At 73.1% G+C, this 14,949-nt stretch carries 9 protein-coding genes; all 9 read right to left on the reverse strand.

Annotation, left to right across the window (positions count from 1 at the left end):
* Window positions 1-33: 33 nt before the first annotated feature.
* The 9 genes from RR1_RS02535 to RR1_RS02575 all read right to left on the reverse strand — a co-directional run bounded on the left by RR1_RS02535 (window position 34) and on the right by RR1_RS02575 (window position 14,747).
* Complete coding sequence (locus tag RR1_RS02535) at window positions 34-4,281, reverse strand: TIGR02680 family protein (RefSeq protein WP_010836314.1); 4,248 nt, start codon at window positions 4,279-4,281, stop codon at window positions 34-36.
* A complete protein-coding gene (locus RR1_RS02540; RefSeq protein ID WP_010836313.1) occupies window positions 4,278-5,558 on the reverse strand; it encodes a TIGR02678 family protein in 1,281 nt (426 codons plus the stop codon). Before RR1_RS02540 ends, RR1_RS02535 begins: the two co-directional genes overlap by 4 nt.
* Window positions 5,555-7,027: a TIGR02677 family protein gene (locus RR1_RS02545; RefSeq protein WP_010836312.1), complete on the reverse strand. Its 1,473-nt coding sequence runs from the start codon at window positions 7,025-7,027 to the stop codon at window positions 5,555-5,557. Before RR1_RS02545 ends, RR1_RS02540 begins: the two co-directional genes overlap by 4 nt.
* 91 nt (window positions 7,028-7,118) lie before the next feature.
* Window positions 7,119-8,165: a hypothetical protein gene (locus tag RR1_RS02550; RefSeq protein WP_371836771.1), complete on the reverse strand. Its 1,047-nt coding sequence runs from the start codon at window positions 8,163-8,165 to the stop codon at window positions 7,119-7,121.
* A 282-nt stretch (window positions 8,166-8,447) separates the two neighbouring features.
* The gene (locus RR1_RS02555; protein WP_010836310.1) at window positions 8,448-9,440 is read right to left on the reverse strand and encodes a TauD/TfdA dioxygenase family protein; all 993 of its coding nucleotides are present in this window, start codon (window positions 9,438-9,440) and stop codon (window positions 8,448-8,450) included.
* Window positions 9,441-9,465: 25 nt separating this feature from the next.
* Window positions 9,466-11,241 carry a dipeptide ABC transporter ATP-binding protein gene (locus tag RR1_RS02560; protein ID WP_081634049.1) on the reverse strand — a complete coding sequence of 592 codons (1,776 nt, stop codon included), beginning with the start codon at window positions 11,239-11,241 and terminating at the stop codon, window positions 9,466-9,468.
* A 25-nt stretch (window positions 11,242-11,266) separates the two neighbouring features.
* Window positions 11,267-12,130 carry an ABC transporter permease gene (locus tag RR1_RS22580; RefSeq protein WP_081634048.1) on the reverse strand — a complete coding sequence of 288 codons (864 nt, stop codon included), beginning with the start codon at window positions 12,128-12,130 and terminating at the stop codon, window positions 11,267-11,269.
* Window positions 12,127-13,140 (reverse strand): ABC transporter permease, encoded by a 1,014-nt coding sequence (locus RR1_RS22585; protein ID WP_051110985.1) that lies wholly within the window; start codon window positions 13,138-13,140, stop codon window positions 12,127-12,129. The genes RR1_RS22580 and RR1_RS22585 overlap by 4 nt, the downstream gene beginning before the upstream one ends.
* Window positions 13,137-14,747, reverse strand: coding sequence for an ABC transporter substrate-binding protein (locus tag RR1_RS02575; protein ID WP_010836307.1), 1,611 nt, complete (start codon window positions 14,745-14,747; stop codon window positions 13,137-13,139). The genes RR1_RS22585 and RR1_RS02575 overlap by 4 nt, the downstream gene beginning before the upstream one ends.
* Between the last annotated feature and the right edge of the window lie 202 nt (window positions 14,748-14,949).

A 14,949-nucleotide genomic window follows, 5' to 3' on the forward strand; every position in this document is an offset into this window, starting at 1 on the left:
CGGTCCGCCGGGGGGAGGCGGCGGACCGCCCTGTCAGCCGGTGACCGCGGGCTCGATGTCCAGTGCCCCAGCGGTGTCGAGGACGCGGCGACGCCCGGGGGAGCCGAGGGTCGCCGCCAGATCCCGGGCACCGGTGTACTCGGCGTGCATCTCCTCGCCGGTCCACAGCACGAGCAGTGCGTCGACGGCGTGCTCGGCGTTCGAGTGCGACAGATCGTAGTGCGCGCACGCCGAGATCTCGGGGCTCGTGACCCACAGGTCGTAGCCCGTCATGAACAGGTCGAGGTCGAATTGTGCGGTGAGACCGAGGAGTTCGGTCCGCCCGTTCTCGTCGACACCCGCGAACGCCTCGTCGAGCGCGAGCAGTCGCGGTGCCTGCGGGTCGGCGGACGCGAGCATGACGTGCGCCGCGGCGAACAGCGGAAGATGCAGCGAGACCGACTGTTCGCCGCCGGAGAGCGCGCTGTGCCGCGCCACGGTGAGCCGCTCCTCCTCGCCGCTCGGGTCGATCAGCGAGAACGCGAAACTGCGCCACGTGCGGTAATCCAGTGCGGTGCGCAGGATCTCGGGATACGAGCGTTCGGGATGCACGGCGCGCTCGGCCCGGATCCGTGACGCGAAGTACGCCCGAACCCGGGTGAGCTCGTCGGCGCCGAGCATCGTCGCATCGCGTTCGAGCAGCTTCGCGACGGCGCGCCCCTCGTCGTCGAGGGTGTCGGCGAGCACCCAGCGCAGGCCGACGGTCGAGCCCGACGACATGCGGCGGGTCCGCATCTCGGTCGCCATCGCGGCGATGATCTCGCGCGCGGCCACCGTGCGTTCGTGGATCTGCTGGGCGAGGCCGGTGAGCAGGGCGTCCTCGAGGATCCGCCGTTCGGCGTCGGTGAGCAGCAACTCCTGCTCGCTGCGCGCGGCACCGATGTGCGCCGAGAAGTCGGCGATCGACTCCGCGCCGCCGTCGCCGTGGACCTCGACCACGGTGAGCCCGTCGGGGTTGTCCCAGCGCAGCGAGTAGTGCTCGCCGGTCGCGGCGAGGCTCGCGTCGAACTCCTGCAGCGCGGTGGTGAGTTTCGAGCGAATCGCCTTGCGCGTCGCCTCGGTGCTGCGCACGTCCTCGGTCGCGGCGACGAGCGCGTCGTGCAGCCACTGCGCGCCGGCGGGCAGGACGTCGGCCGTCGCGGCCTCGACCTCGAGGCGATGCGCGAGCGCGTCAGCGTCGGGCCACACGGCGTCGTCGGGCCACACCGGCGGATGCTCTCCGGGCGCGACGGCCCCGACGATACGCAGGACGTCGGTGCGCGCGTACGCCGCGAGTTCGCGGCTGTCACGCAGGATCTCGTCGACGGCGGACCGCAGCGCGCCGCGCGCGGCCGTGGCGGCGCCGTCCGCGAAGCCGATGTCGCCGACGGCGGCCTCGTGCGCGGTGCGAGCGTCACGGACCTCGCGTTTCGCGGCGTCGACGGTGCCGCGCAGTCGTTCGAGCTCTGCGTCGACGCGTGAGGCGTCGGCACCGAGGGTGTCGCGGAGCGCGTCGAGACGCGCCCGCTCGGCGGTGAGTTCGAACTCGACCGCCGCGGCGTCCTCGGAGCGCTCGGCGGCGACGCGTGCGGTGTCGTCGGCGGATTCGCCTGCACGCTGGGCGTCGCGTGCGGCGTCGTCGGCATCGCGACGAGCGCGCGCCGCGGTCTCGCCGCATCGCTCGAACCACGTGATCGCCGCGGCCACGGCGTCGAGCGACTCGGCGTCGACGGCGATGCGATGCACCGCGGCGCGTTCACGCAGATGCCGTAGCGCTGTCGCGTGGTCGGCGACGGCGCGGTCGACGCCGGCTCGGGCAGTCGCGTGTGCGCGGTGCACCGAGGTGGCGGCGCCCGCCGCCTCGCGCAGGGACGCACGCGCGGCGACGATCGGTCCGGTGCGGGGCACGGCCGCCGCAGCGGCGGCGAAGCGCGTGAGCAGATCGTGCGCGTGCGCGAGGTCGGCGGCGGCGGCCTCGGCGTCGTCGCGGGACGCCGCGAGCCGGTCGTCGAGGACGGCGATCCGTTCGGCGCGGCGGCGCGCGCGGGCCGTGGCACCGATGAAACCGGCGCGGGAGCTCGTGTGCCTGCCGACGGCGGGGCCGAAGCGGTACCGGCCGTCGACACCGATCGTGTACGGCCCGTCGTCCTGCCGGTCGTGGGGGCCGGCGCTCCCCGAGGCGAGGTCCACGAGGCGGATTCCGCGCAGGAGGGTCTCGACGGCCTCCGCATCGAGTCCGGTGCTCGTGTCGCATCCGGTGCTCGTGTCGAGATCCGGTTCGAGGACGTCGGCCAGCGACCGCGCGCCGTCGGCGGCGGGAGTCGCGGCGGGCGGGGTCGCGGCGGTCGTCAGCAGGCGATCCGACCGGATCTCGGGAACCGGAACTCCGGGCGGCAGGACCCAGGCGTCGAGCAGATCCGCTCCGGTCAGCGCGGCTTCGATGCCCGCCGCGTCGGCGTCGGAGACACCGTCGCGGAATCGGACGACGGTCCACAGCGGCGCACCGGGGCGTCCGGTGCGGTCGTCGGTGCGGGTGGCCGACGCGGGTGGCGCGTCCTCCTGCTCGCTCGCGATGCGGGTGCGCTCGGACTCGAGGTCCGCGATCAGGGACGCGATCTCGCCGCTGCGGGCCTCGGCAGCGGCGGCGCGGGCGCGCACCGTCGCCGTGGCCGGTGCGGAGCGGCGTTCGACGACGTCGGCCGGGAGCGGGGCATCCGGTTCCCCGGCATCGCGGACGGCCTGTTCGAGGTCGTCGGCGAGGCCGGTCGCGGCGGGGTCGAGCGTCGCCAGCAGGTCGCGGTGGTCGGCGAGCCAGCCGCGAAGCGACGCGAGGACGTCGACGCGGGCGCGCTCGACGGCCTTCTCGGCGTCGGCGAGCGCGGCGTCGGCGCCCTGTGCGTCGCGCTCGGCACGTTCGGCGCTCTCCTCGGCCCGGGTGCGGTCGGTGCTCGCCCGCGCCGCCGTGGCGGCGGCGTCGCGCACGGCGGCGACATCGCCCTGGCGAGCGAGTGCTGCGTCGCGGACCGAGAGCGCGAGTGCCGATTCGCCCTCGCTCGGTGGCGCCCAGTCGATTCCGGCGTCGCGCGCGGCGCCGGCGAGGGCGTCGACGGCACGGGTCAGCGCGGTACGGGTCTGCTCGACGCGCTCGGTCGCGGCGCCGAGGGCCTCGGCACGCTGTGCGGCGGCCGCGGCGGCCTCGTCGGCCCGGGCACGATCGCGCTGCGCGATCTGTTCGCGCCGGGCGACGAACTGCGCGAGATCGTCGATCTGCTGCTTTCCCTCGTAGGCGGCCGACTGGCGCAACGCCTCCTGACGCGCGGTCGCGTCCTCGAGATCGCGTTCGGCGCGCGCGACCCGCGCGGCGGAGTCGTCCCGGGTCCGCTGCGCCTCGTGGGTCCTCGCGGTCGCGTCCGTGAGCGCGGCGGCGCACTCGCGGACGGCGTGCAGCCGAGCCGAGACGGCGTCGGCCGCGGCGTGGGCGTGCTGCCGCACGTACTCGCCGTACACGTCGACGAAGGCGCGGGCGGCGTCGTCGGCGGTGACGAGTCCCTCGAGCACCTTCGCGACGTCCTCCATGTCGCTGAACGACGCGGCGGCCTCGCGGACGAGCGCGTCGTCGAGCGGCCGGAGCCCGTCGCTCAGGGCGCGCGAGAGCCCCTTCGGATCGAGGTTCTTCGCGAGCTGCGGACGGCGCAGCGTGAGGACGAGGTCGATGAGCTGCTCGTAGCGTTCGAGACCGAGCCCGAACATGCGGGCGTCGACCGCGGCCCGGTAGTCGACCGGCCGATCGACGATCGCGTCGGCGCCCACCTCGTCGGCGAGCTGACGACGGGTGAGCGGGCGGTCGTCCGGGCCGAGCAGCGAGAAGTCGATGCCGACGCGGCCGTCTGCCACGAAATACCAGCGCGCGACGCGGTCGGTGCCGCGGCTCGCGCGCATCCCGATCCCGACCGTGACGGCCTCGGGATCCTCGGCGTCGCCGCGCGTGAACTCCATCCACACGTAGGCGTGCGCGCTCTCCTGGCCGCGATAGAGGACGTTCGAGCGCATCGTGCGCTCCTCGCCCGCGAACGGGTTGAGCCGCCGCGGCTCGATGCGGCCGTCGAACACGAACGGGAACAGCACCTCGAGCGCCTTCGTCTTGCCCGAGCCGTTCGGTCCGCGCAGGACGAGCCGCCCGTCGGCGAAGACGAACTCCTGATCACGGTAGTCCCAGAGATTGACGATGCCCGCGCGGCTCGGCCGGAAACGATCGCTGCTCACGTGTTCTCTTCCTCTGTGGCGACGGGGCCCGGTTCTGGGTCGGTGGGACTGTCGGGGCCGGTGGGTGGTTCGGGGCCGGCGAACAACTCGGCGCCGTCGAGAGTTCGGACGGCGACGGTGACGCCGCGGAAGCGTGCGAGCAGCGGCAGCGCGAGCACTCCGCCGTCCGTGTGCGCGATCAGGCCGAGGCGGTCGAGCATGTCGAGCGCGGCGTCGGCCAGTCCGGGGACGTCCGAACGCCAGCGTGCTGCGAACGTCCTGCCGTAGCGCCGGGTGAGGGCGGCGACGGTGTCGTCGAGCCACGGACGCGCCACGAACGGCGGGTCCTCGCCCCGGTCGCACGGCGCGGCGTACTCGGCGATCTCCCCGGCCAGCAGCAGCGACACCTGCGCGATCGTCCCGGTCGCGGGGAAGCGGACGTCGGAGAAGCGGCCAGCGGGATCGACGAGCGCGATGCCCTCGCGCCGGTGTTCGACGACGAGCCCGAGCGGCTCGGCGACCGCCGCGGCCGTCGCGGGCCGGGCGAGCAGCAGCCGGTCGGCGTCGCCGAGTTCGGCCGCGTACACCACGGGCTGTTCGACGAGCGCGCGGCGCAGCCGGCGGCTCCGCTGCGCGGCGTTCTCGTCGGGTGCGGGGGCGGTGGCGCTCAGCAGCCGCGCGACGGCCTCGGGCGAATCGAGCACGGTGTCGGGACGGAACAGCGCGGCGACGACGGCGCGGTCGACGTCGTAGAGTGCCTCGCCCGCAGCGGGATCCGCGGCCCAGCCGGAGGCGTCGCCGTCGGCGAGGCGCAGTGCGCCGCGCGTGACGAGCCAGGTCGCCGCGTCCACGAACGCATCGCGATCGGCGGCGCGGTCGACGTCGAGTGCGACGGCCGAGGTGTGTGCGGTGTCGGCGACGACGGACGCCGCGAGCTCGGTGAGGGTGATCTGGTCGGCGCCGCGCCCGAGAGCGGCGAGGGCGAGGGCGAGGTACGCGTAGCGGCGCCGATCGAACGGCCGGTCGGTCGACGTCGTGGCGGGCACGGCAGGGGCGGGACGGTCCCGCACTCCCCACACGCGCGCGCACGTTTCGGTGACCTCGAGGCGGTAGCCGAACAGCTCGTGCAGGTCGTCGCGAAGCTCGCTCGTCCATCGGCGGATCGCGACCAGCGCGGTGCGGTCGGGAAATGCAGGGGTGACGACGCGATGCAGCAGCAGCGTCCGCAACGCACGCCGATACGACTCGGCGTCGACGCCACCAGGAACGGGAGCGGTGCTGCCCGGACGCGTACTCATCGGACCGCCACCTCGAATCCCGCGAGGTGCAGTCTGCCGCGGTCGGTGTCGATCACCGTCACGGCGGCGTCGTCGAAATGCACGTCGATACGGACGCCGTCGCCACCGCCGCTGACGTCGGCGACGCGGCCGGAGACGGTCACGCGGGTCGACAGCGCGGTGTCGAGCAGTCGCAGCAGCACGTCGGTCTCGGCGGTCGACAGCGTGCGGCCGAGCACTCCACCGCCGGCGAGCGACGCGGCCGCCGCGCGACGCGCCCGGCCCGTCTCGAGCTGACGTTCGCGCAGTCGCCGGACGCGGTCGTCGTCGCGCTCGAGCTTCGCGGGACCGGCGGGCGCCGCGGTGCGTCCCGTCTCGGCGAGCGTGCGCGAGAGGGGGACCGGCGGGGCGTCCCACCACGAGTCGTGCGCGCCGGCGACGTCGGCGTCCTCGTGGGCGACACCGACGTGACGCGGGGCCGAGAGATCGAAGACGGTCCGGAACAGGGAGTGCGCCGTGTGATCGTCGGGCGAGGCGGCGAACGCCTCGGCGAGGGTCCGCAGCTGGGTGTGACGGCTGATGCCGGTGCGGCGGCCCTCGGTGACCCGGCGCAGCAGCGACAGGACGCCTGCGATCGCGCTCGTCGTCGCGTCCCGCAGCCGTTGCGCCTCGCTCGGTCCCGAGCCGTCCGGGACGAACCAGCGACTGAGCGCGAGCCAGCGGCCGCGCCAGTGGTCGGCGCGCTCGTCGAGGGAGAGCAGCACGCGGCCGTCGTGGCGGGCGGCGGCGACCATCGACTCGACTCCCGCGGCCGTGACGTCGTCGATCGCGGCGCGCAGCGTGGGGGCGTACCGCGCGAGGTCGAGTCCGAACTCGCGCATGTGGGTGAGCAGGGCGTCCTTGTGTGCGAGGAAGGTGTCGATGCTCGCGTCCGTCGTCCTGGCGATCGTGCCGATCGCGAGATAGAAGCGGGCCGCGCGGTCGGTGAGTTCGGCGAACGTGGCCGCGAGCCGGTTGAGCTTGCGGTAGACGAGTTCGCCGTCGCCGTCGCGCGTCGCCGCGGCGAGTTCGGTGAGATCGGTGAGCAGCTCGGGAAGCGCGAGCCGGGCGAGCGCGATGTCGTCGTCGCGGCTGCGCAGCAGTTCGTCGACGGCGGCGAAGGCCTGATGCCCGACGGGAGTGAACTGGTACACGAAGTGCCGGTTGCGGTACTCGGTGAGGCTCGTCGCGCGGCGGCCGTCGAAGCTGCGGTCGAGGACACCCCACGTGTGGAGTTGTTCGAGCAGGGGAGCGATCTCGGCGGTGGTGAGTGCGGACGCACCGGCTGCGGTGTCGTGTGCGACGTGGGCCTCGACGTCGCGCGCGTGGAGGACGACCGCGTAGTCGCGGTGCGCGTGATCGAACGCGCGCAGGACGCGGAGGTAGTCGGTGCGGCGGTCCGCGGTCGCGAACGACAGGACGCGCAGCCGCTCGTCGGCGTCGGAGGTCACCGCGACAGCCTAGAGGCCGACGTCCTTCCACCGCGAAGCACGACTTCGTGACGAACGGAACACCAGAAAAAGCCGAACCGTCGCCCGGCGATCACAGCAGGACGGCGGCGCCCACACCGGCCCCGGCGACGACCACGACCAGTGCGGCGACGAGGGCCCACACGGGAACCCGTGACGACGACGAGGCAGCGACGGGGTCGGCCGTGCCGGCGTCGGACGGGCCGGACCCGGGCGAACCGGAGTCGGACGCGGGGGAGTCGGACGAGGCGGCCGTGCGTGTCGCGACAGCGGCCGCCTCGGTCGTGCCGCCGTGCTGTGCGGGCGTCGTCGCCGCGGTCGTGACCGACGGATCGGCGGCGGCGTCGGGCGCGGGGCGGTCGTCGACGATCGCCTGGATCACCTCGGTGATGTCGTACGACGGCGGAAGCCCGATCGGGGTCTGCCGGTGCGTCGTGGGATTGAACCCGGTCGCGCGGATCGCCGCGCCGAGCGCCGCGGTCTGCTCGGGTCCGGGTCCGATGACGCAGTGCACCGCGAGCTTGCTGCTGATCGTCTCGGCCACGGAGCGGATCGCCGTGTTGTCGCGGGCCACGACGCCGTCCGCCGTGACGACGACGGCGTCGAGATTCTCGGGCAGCCATCCGAACGCGCCGAGCGCCGTCGCGAGTTGTGAGGCGGGCGATCCCGAGCGGTCGGTGTACCGGAAGGCCTTCCCGGCGGGGACGCCGGACCGGTTGAGCGACACGGTGACTCCCGCGTCGTCGACGTGGTAGATGCCGACGAGCTGACCGGGCCGGTCGGCGATCTCGGACTCGTACCACGCCGAGGTGGCCTCGGCGTCCGAGACGAGCGCGATGTCGTCGAGGCCGGCGTAGTCGAGGGCGTCGCGGAGCGCGGCGATCGCGTGGGCGTCCCAGCGGGTGGGGTGGGCGACCATGATGTCGGGACGGCCGCCGGACCGACCGCCTCGCGCGGGCAGCGGCTCGCATTCCGTCAGCAGGCACGGGACCGATCCTGCGACGAGATCCTCGGCGCGATAACGGATGCCGTCACCGACGAGCAGACCCGCCTCGTCGCCGACGAGCGGTACGAAGCCCGACACCGAGTGCACACCGCCGCCGGCGGGGGGCGCGTCCACCGAAGAGTGCCGTGCCGTCGGGGAACATGTGCAACACGGTGTCGCGGACGATGACGACGGGGTCGGGGGAGCCCGGATCGTTGGTCGCCACCACGGCGGTCGAGACCACACCACCGATCCTGAGCCCGACTCCGACGGTCATCCGCACTCCCTTGGTCGTGACGTGGTGTTCACCCGGTGCACGCGAACCGCGCACCGGGTGTCCATCCTGCCGTCACGTGCGAACGCCCGCAGCAGCGGACCGCCGTAATCGGACCGCGCCGGCCCGAATCCGCTGCTCGCTCAGTGCGACGCGGCGAAACCGGGAAGCGGGCGCGGCTCGTCGATCACCGAGAAGTGCGATGCGTCGCCCGTGCGGATGCGGCTGGTCTCGCCCTGGGGCGAGACGGGGACGTCGCCCGCGAGCGTCGTGCGGTGGATGCGGCGCGCCGCCGTGCCGTAGTCGGAGATGCCGTAGTGCTGCGTCGAGCGGTTGTCCCAGATCGCGACGTCGCCCGGCGCCCACGCCCAGCGCACGGTGTTCTCGAGCCGGGTGACTCGGTTCTGCAGCAGCTGGAACAGGGCCGTCGTCTCGGACGGCTTGAGGCCGACGAAGGACTTCACGAAATGCCCGATCAGCAGCGACTTCCGGCCGGTCTGCGGGTGGACGCGCACCACCGGATGCTCCGTTTCGAAGATCACGCGCGTGAACTCGGTGTAGTAGCGCTCGCGTGCCGCGTCGGCGGTTTTCGGGTCCGCATGGCGGCCCTGCGTCGCCTCGGCGTAGTCGTACTCGTTGGAGTGCACCGCCCACAGGTTCTCGACGAGGCTCCGCAGCGGCGCGGGGAGCTGATCGTAGGCGGCGGTCGTCGACGCCCACGTGGTGGCGCCGCCGTATTCGGGGACGGTGACGGCACGCAGCACCGACGCCTTCGGGATTCGGTCGATGAAGGTGACGTCGGTGTGCCAGCTGCTCGCGGCGGCCTCGAGGACGAGGGTGCGGTTGTCGTCGGAACGGACGGTCGGATGCGTCGTGGTGGGCGATCCGATCCGCTCGCCGAACTCGTACTGGATGCGGTCGGTGAGGTGCTCCTGGCCGCGGAAGAAGACCACCTCGTTCGCGGCGAGCGCGTGCTCGATCGCGAGTGCCGTCGCGTCGGAGATGTCGCCCGAGAGCGTCACGCCCTCGACGATCGCGCCGAGGTGATGGCCGTACTTGCGGACGGTGATCCCGCCCTCGCGGTACAGCTCGTCGACCGAGAGGTCCTGCAGGCGAGGCGATTCGATGCTGGTCATGAGGATGTCCTTTCGTGGGGGTGCTTCACGCCGGAGTGGCCGGCACGATTCGGTGTGTGCGGCGCGTGCGTGCCGACACGGGATCGGGAGGTGGGACGGCGTCGACGAGTGCCGCCGTGTAGGGATGGGTGGGTGCGCCGAGCACCGTCGCGGCGTCGTCGTGTTCGACGACGCGCCCGTGCCGCATGACGGCGACGCGATCGGCGATGCGATGGACGACCGCGAGGTCGTGCGCGATGAACAGGCACGCGAAGCCGTACTCCGCGCGCAGGTCCTCGAACAGGTCGAGCACGTCCGCCTGCACCGAGACGTCGAGCGCGCTCGTCGGTTCGTCCGCGACGACGAGCGTCGGGCGCAGCACGAGGGCGCGGGCGAGGGCGACGCGCTGGCGTTGCCCGCCCGAGAGTTCGGCGGGCCGCCGCGCACCGAAATGCCGCGGCAGCCCGACGGCGTCGAGCATCGTGAGCGCACGCTCGCGGGCGAGCGATCCGGTGGCGTCGCGGTGGACGACGAGCGGTTCGGCGACCGACCGCGCGATCGACCAGCGCGGGTCGAGCGCCGCGGCGGGATCCTGGTGGACGAGGGCGATACCGCGCCGCAGCGACGCGAGGTCGCGTCGCGACACGGTCGAGGGGTCGACGCCGCCGAGCAGGACGCGCCCGGAGCTCGGCCGTTCGAGACCGAGGGCGATGCGGCCGAGTGTGGTCTTGCCCGAACCTGATTCGCCGACGATGCCGAGTACCTCGCCGGGCGCGACGGTGAGCGTGACGTCGTCGACGGCCGTGAACTCGCCGTACGTGCGGGTCACGGCCTCGAAGGTCACGGCCGCGGGAGTGTCGCCGGCGCGGGTGTCGGTGTCGGTGCCGGTGGTCTCGGCAATGGGAGCAGCGGTGCGGACGGGGTCGGGCGCCGCTGCGGGGAGCCTCGGGACCGACGCGAGCAGGGTGCGCGTGTAGTCGGTCTTGGGTGCCGCGAAGAGTGCGTGCACTTCGCCGGTCTCGACGACGCGTCCCGCCCGCATCACCACGACCCGATCGGCGCTGTCGGCGACGACGCCCATGTTGTGCGTGATGAGCAGAACGGCGGTCCCGCCGCCTGCCGCGAGCGAGCGGACCAGCGCGAGGATCTCGGCCTGGACGGTGACGTCGAGCGCGGTGGTGGGCTCGTCCGCGAGGAGCACGTCCGGTTCGCTCGCGAGGGCGAGCGCGAGGACGACGCGCTGCTTCTGCCCGCCCGACAGTTGGTGCGGGTACCACGAGAGGCGCGCCTCCGGATCGGGCAGTTCGACGCGCCGCAGCAACTCGATGCTGCGGCGGCGGACCTCGGCCCGGGCTCGCCGGCCTCGTGCCGGGCGCGACTCGTGTGCGCCCAGCGCCGTCCGCAGCTGCGTCCCGATGGTCTGGACGGGGTTGAGCGCGGTCTGCGGCTCCTGGAACACCATCGCGGCGCGAGCACCCCGGACCGAGCGGAGTGTCGCCTCGTCGGCCCCCACGACCTCGGTACCGGCGACCGTGATCGATCCGCTCGCCCTCGCGCGCTCGGGCAGCAGGCCGAGTGCGGCGCGTGCAGTCAGGGATTTTCCGGAGCCGGATTCGCCGACGAGCGCGACGATCTCGCCGCGCGCGACGGTGAGGTCGACGTCGTCGACGACGGCCCTGGTGTCGCCGCGGCGATCCGTGATCGCCACGGTGAGCCCGCGAACGGCGAGTGCGGGGACGTGCGCTGCGTCGGGCCGGGTGCCGCGCGGCGGTGCCACGGTGTGTGGCGTCGCCGTCCGGCTTCTCGTGGTCTGCGTTGTCATGGTGAGTCCTGTCCGGAGCGGGCGGTCACGATCGGCGGGTGCGTGAGATTCCCTGGGAGACGAGGAGGAATCCCAGGACGAGCGCCGCGACGACGGCGAGCGGGCCGATCGCGTAGAAGGGGTTCGCGTCCATGTTCGGGACCGCGCCGGACACGATGGCGCCGAGCGACGGGTCGGGCGGGCGCACTCCGATTCCGATGAAGCTCATGGCTCCCTCGACGAAGACGGCGGTCGACAGCGACAGGGCGAGCTGCACGCCGAGCGGTTCGAGCGAGTTGGGCAGCACGTGCCGCCGCAGCACCCACCGGCGTGACGCGCCGATCACCTCGGCGGCCTCGACGTAGGGACGCTCCCGAATCGACAGCACCGACGACCGTACGAGCCTGCCGAACAGCGGGACCTCGACGACGGCGATGACGACGGCGACCGTCGTCGCACCGGGACCGAACGCCGCGGCCAGGGCGATCGCGAGGATGAGCGCGGGAAACGCGAGCACGACGTCGAAGGCACGCTGGGTGAGGGTGTCGAGGGCGCGGTGCGTCGTCGCGAGCAGGCCGAGGAGGGTGCCGAGTGCGGCGCCGACGAGGACTGCGGGGACGACGATCGCGAGGTTGGTGCGGATGCCGAACAGCGTGCGGCTGAACACGTCCCGATTGACCTCGTCGGTGCCGAACCAGTGCTGGGCGCTCGCGCCGACGAGGTTCGCGCCGCGGATCTGTTCGAGCGGCCCGTACGGTGCGAGCCACGGTGCGGCGAGGCCCGCGAGCACGACGACGAGCACGAGTCCGCCGCCGGCGAGGATGCGAGCGTCGGGCCGGACGCGGCGGCCGCGCGCGAGCGGCTCGGGACGCGGCGCGGGCGCCGGCCGGTGGAGTTCGGAGACGGTCACGAGCGTGCTCCTGTCGTGATACGAGGATCGAGGAGGGCGTTGACCAGGTCGGTGAGCAGCTGGATGACGACGAACACCGCGACGGCGAGCAGCAGCAGGGCCTGCACCACCGGGTAGTCGCGCCGGCTGATGCCCTGTTCGATGAGCATTCCGACGCCGGGCCACGCGAAGATCGCCTCGACGAGGACGGCGCCGCCGAGCAGCGTTCCCGTCACGACGCCGAGCACCGTGGTCACCGGCGGCAGCGCGGCGCGCAGCGCGCCGTGGGTCAGGATGTGCACGCGGGAGACACCGAGCGCGAGCTGGGTGAGTGCGTGCGGGCTGTTCATCTCGGTGCGCAGCGACTCGGTGAGGAACCGGGTGAGGGCGGCGGCCGCCGGCAGTCCCAGGCACAGCGCCGGCATCAGCAGATACTGGGCGGTGATGTCCGGCCGGTCGAGGAAGCGGCCGGGCGGCAGGCCGCCTGCCGGGAGGATCGGGACGAGCACGGCGAACACCAGCACGAACAGCACGCCCGTCACGAACGGCGGGAGCGCGACGGCGAGGGTGCCCGCGGCGTCGACGATCGTGGTGAGTGCCCGCTTGGGCCATGCGACCGAGGCGACGGAGAGCACGAGGGCCGTGAGAATCGCGAAGCCGAGCGCGGTCCCGGCGAGCACGACGGTGTTGGGCAGCGCGTCCGCGAGGAGTTCCCCGACGCTGCCGCCGATCTGGTGGCTGCGGCCGGCGTCGCCCGTGACGAGCCCGGAGATCCAGCTCCAGTACTGCGCGACGAGCGACGCGTCGAGACCGAGTTCATGGCGGATCGCCGCGATCGACTCGGGGGTCGCGTCCTGGCCCGCGAGGGCCACGGCCGGGTCGCCCGGAAGCAGCCGCAGCGAGACGAACACGAGGATCGAGGCGCCGACGAGAACCGCGACGGCAGAGGGCAGCCGCCCGGCGAGATGGCGAGCGAGCGCACGCAGGCGGGTCGGGGGAGCAGGTGTGGTCGTCGTACCCGGTGTCGTCATGAGAGGTACGTCCCTGCGAGGAGCGCTTCGCCGCGCCGATTCCATGTGAACTCCTGTACGCGGGACGACACGACGGTGCGTGGGGTGACGACGGCGAGCTCGGCGAGGAAGACGGAGTCGAGCAGTGCGTCGCTCAGCTCGCCGTAGCGCGCGATCGCGTCGGGCGACGCCCCGTCCGGGATTCGCCATGCGGCGTCGGCGATCCGGATGTAGTCGTCGGACCGGAAGTTGGAGGCGTTCCGGCGCGCGTTGAACGGATACGCGCTCACCGTGAGTGTCGACGGCTGGTACTGCGCGAAACCGTGCTGCAGGAGCCATATTCCGGGGAACTCACCGGACGTCAGCCGCTCGATCGCGACGGTGTACTCGACGGGGTCGAGCCGGATCTCGAGGCCCGCCTCGGCGAGGTCGGCCTGCACGATCTGCGCGATGACCTCGTAGCTCGGGCTGCCGGCGGAGTACGAGAGCGGGATGGCCGGGACGTCGCCGTCGCGGCGGGCCTCGTCGAGCAGTGCGCGGGCGGCCTCGACGTCACGGGTGAACGTCCGGTCCTTGACGGGGTCGTACGCGGGCGAGGACTCGGGCCAGGGCAGGCTCGCGGCGCGGGCCGAGCCGCGGTACACCTCGTCGACGATGCGGTCGCGGTCGACCGCGAGGGCGACGGCGCGGCGTACCCGCACGTCGGACAGCCCCGGCGCGAGAACGTTCATCCCGAGGTAGGCGTTCGACTCCGCGCCGTTGCCGTCGACGACGCGGAAACCGCCGAGGCGCGTGAGATTGTTCGCGTCGCGGTAGGTGAGATCGGGGGAGATGTCGACCTGTCCGGCGCGCACGCTCGACAGCAGTGCGGAGGCGTCGGGCACGATCGTGACGGCGACGCCGTCGAGATACGGCCGTTCGGGCTGCCAGTAGGAGTCGTTGCGCACGAACTCGATCCGCGAGTTCGGGGTGCGGGCGGCGAACCGGAACGGGCCCGTCCCGACGTAGCGGAGTCCGGCGCGCAGGTCCTCGGCGGACTCGGCGTCGATCATGGGCACCATGGAGAGCAGATCGAAGAGGTTGCCGACGGGTGCGTCGAGGCCGAGGACGAGCCGGTGCGGATCGGAGCTGTCGAACGACGTGATCGCGGCCGCCGTGCTGCGCAACTGGGCCGTCCAGACGGGGTCGGCGTAGGCGCGCAGCGAGAACTCGGCGTCGGCCGAGGTGAAGGGGCGGCCCGAGTGGTAGCGGACGTCGTCGCGGAGCGTGAACTCGAAGCGGCGGCCGTCGGGGGAGATCGTCCACTCCGTAGCGAGCGACGGCTGCGGGGTGAGCGTGCCGTCCGAGTACTCGACGAGCCGGTCGAAGGCGAGTCCCGTCAGCAGTGTCGCCGTCGAGTGGGTCCCCATCATCACGCCGCCGGCGACGAGATCCTGCAGGACCCCGACGCGGAGGGTTCCGCCGCGGACGGGGCCGGTCGCGGCACTCGTGGCCGCGCCGGACCGGAGTTCGGCGACCGCGGAGGAGCAGCCGGTCGCGGCGCCGAGGGCCAGGGCGAGCGACATGCCGAGGAATGCTCGGCGTGTCGGCCGGATCACCGAGTCCGGTGGTCGGATGGAAACGGGCACAGGTCGTCCTTCGTGTCGTGCCGGGAAGGCGTGTAGCCGGGAAGGCGGGAGGTACGCCGCGAGCGCGGCGGTGCGGAAACGCGAGAGCGCTGCGGCGAGAGAGCGCAGCGAGACGAGCCGGCGTCAGCGACAGCAGCGGCGACAGCGCGTGCGACACGGCGCCACGCGAGGCGTGACGGCGTGTGCGGTATCGGCGCTGGTC

Origin of the sequence: Rhodococcus rhodnii NBRC 100604, from assembly GCF_001894925.1 — a bacterium.
GTDB lineage: Bacteria > Actinomycetota > Actinomycetes > Mycobacteriales > Mycobacteriaceae > Rhodococcus_F > Rhodococcus_F rhodnii.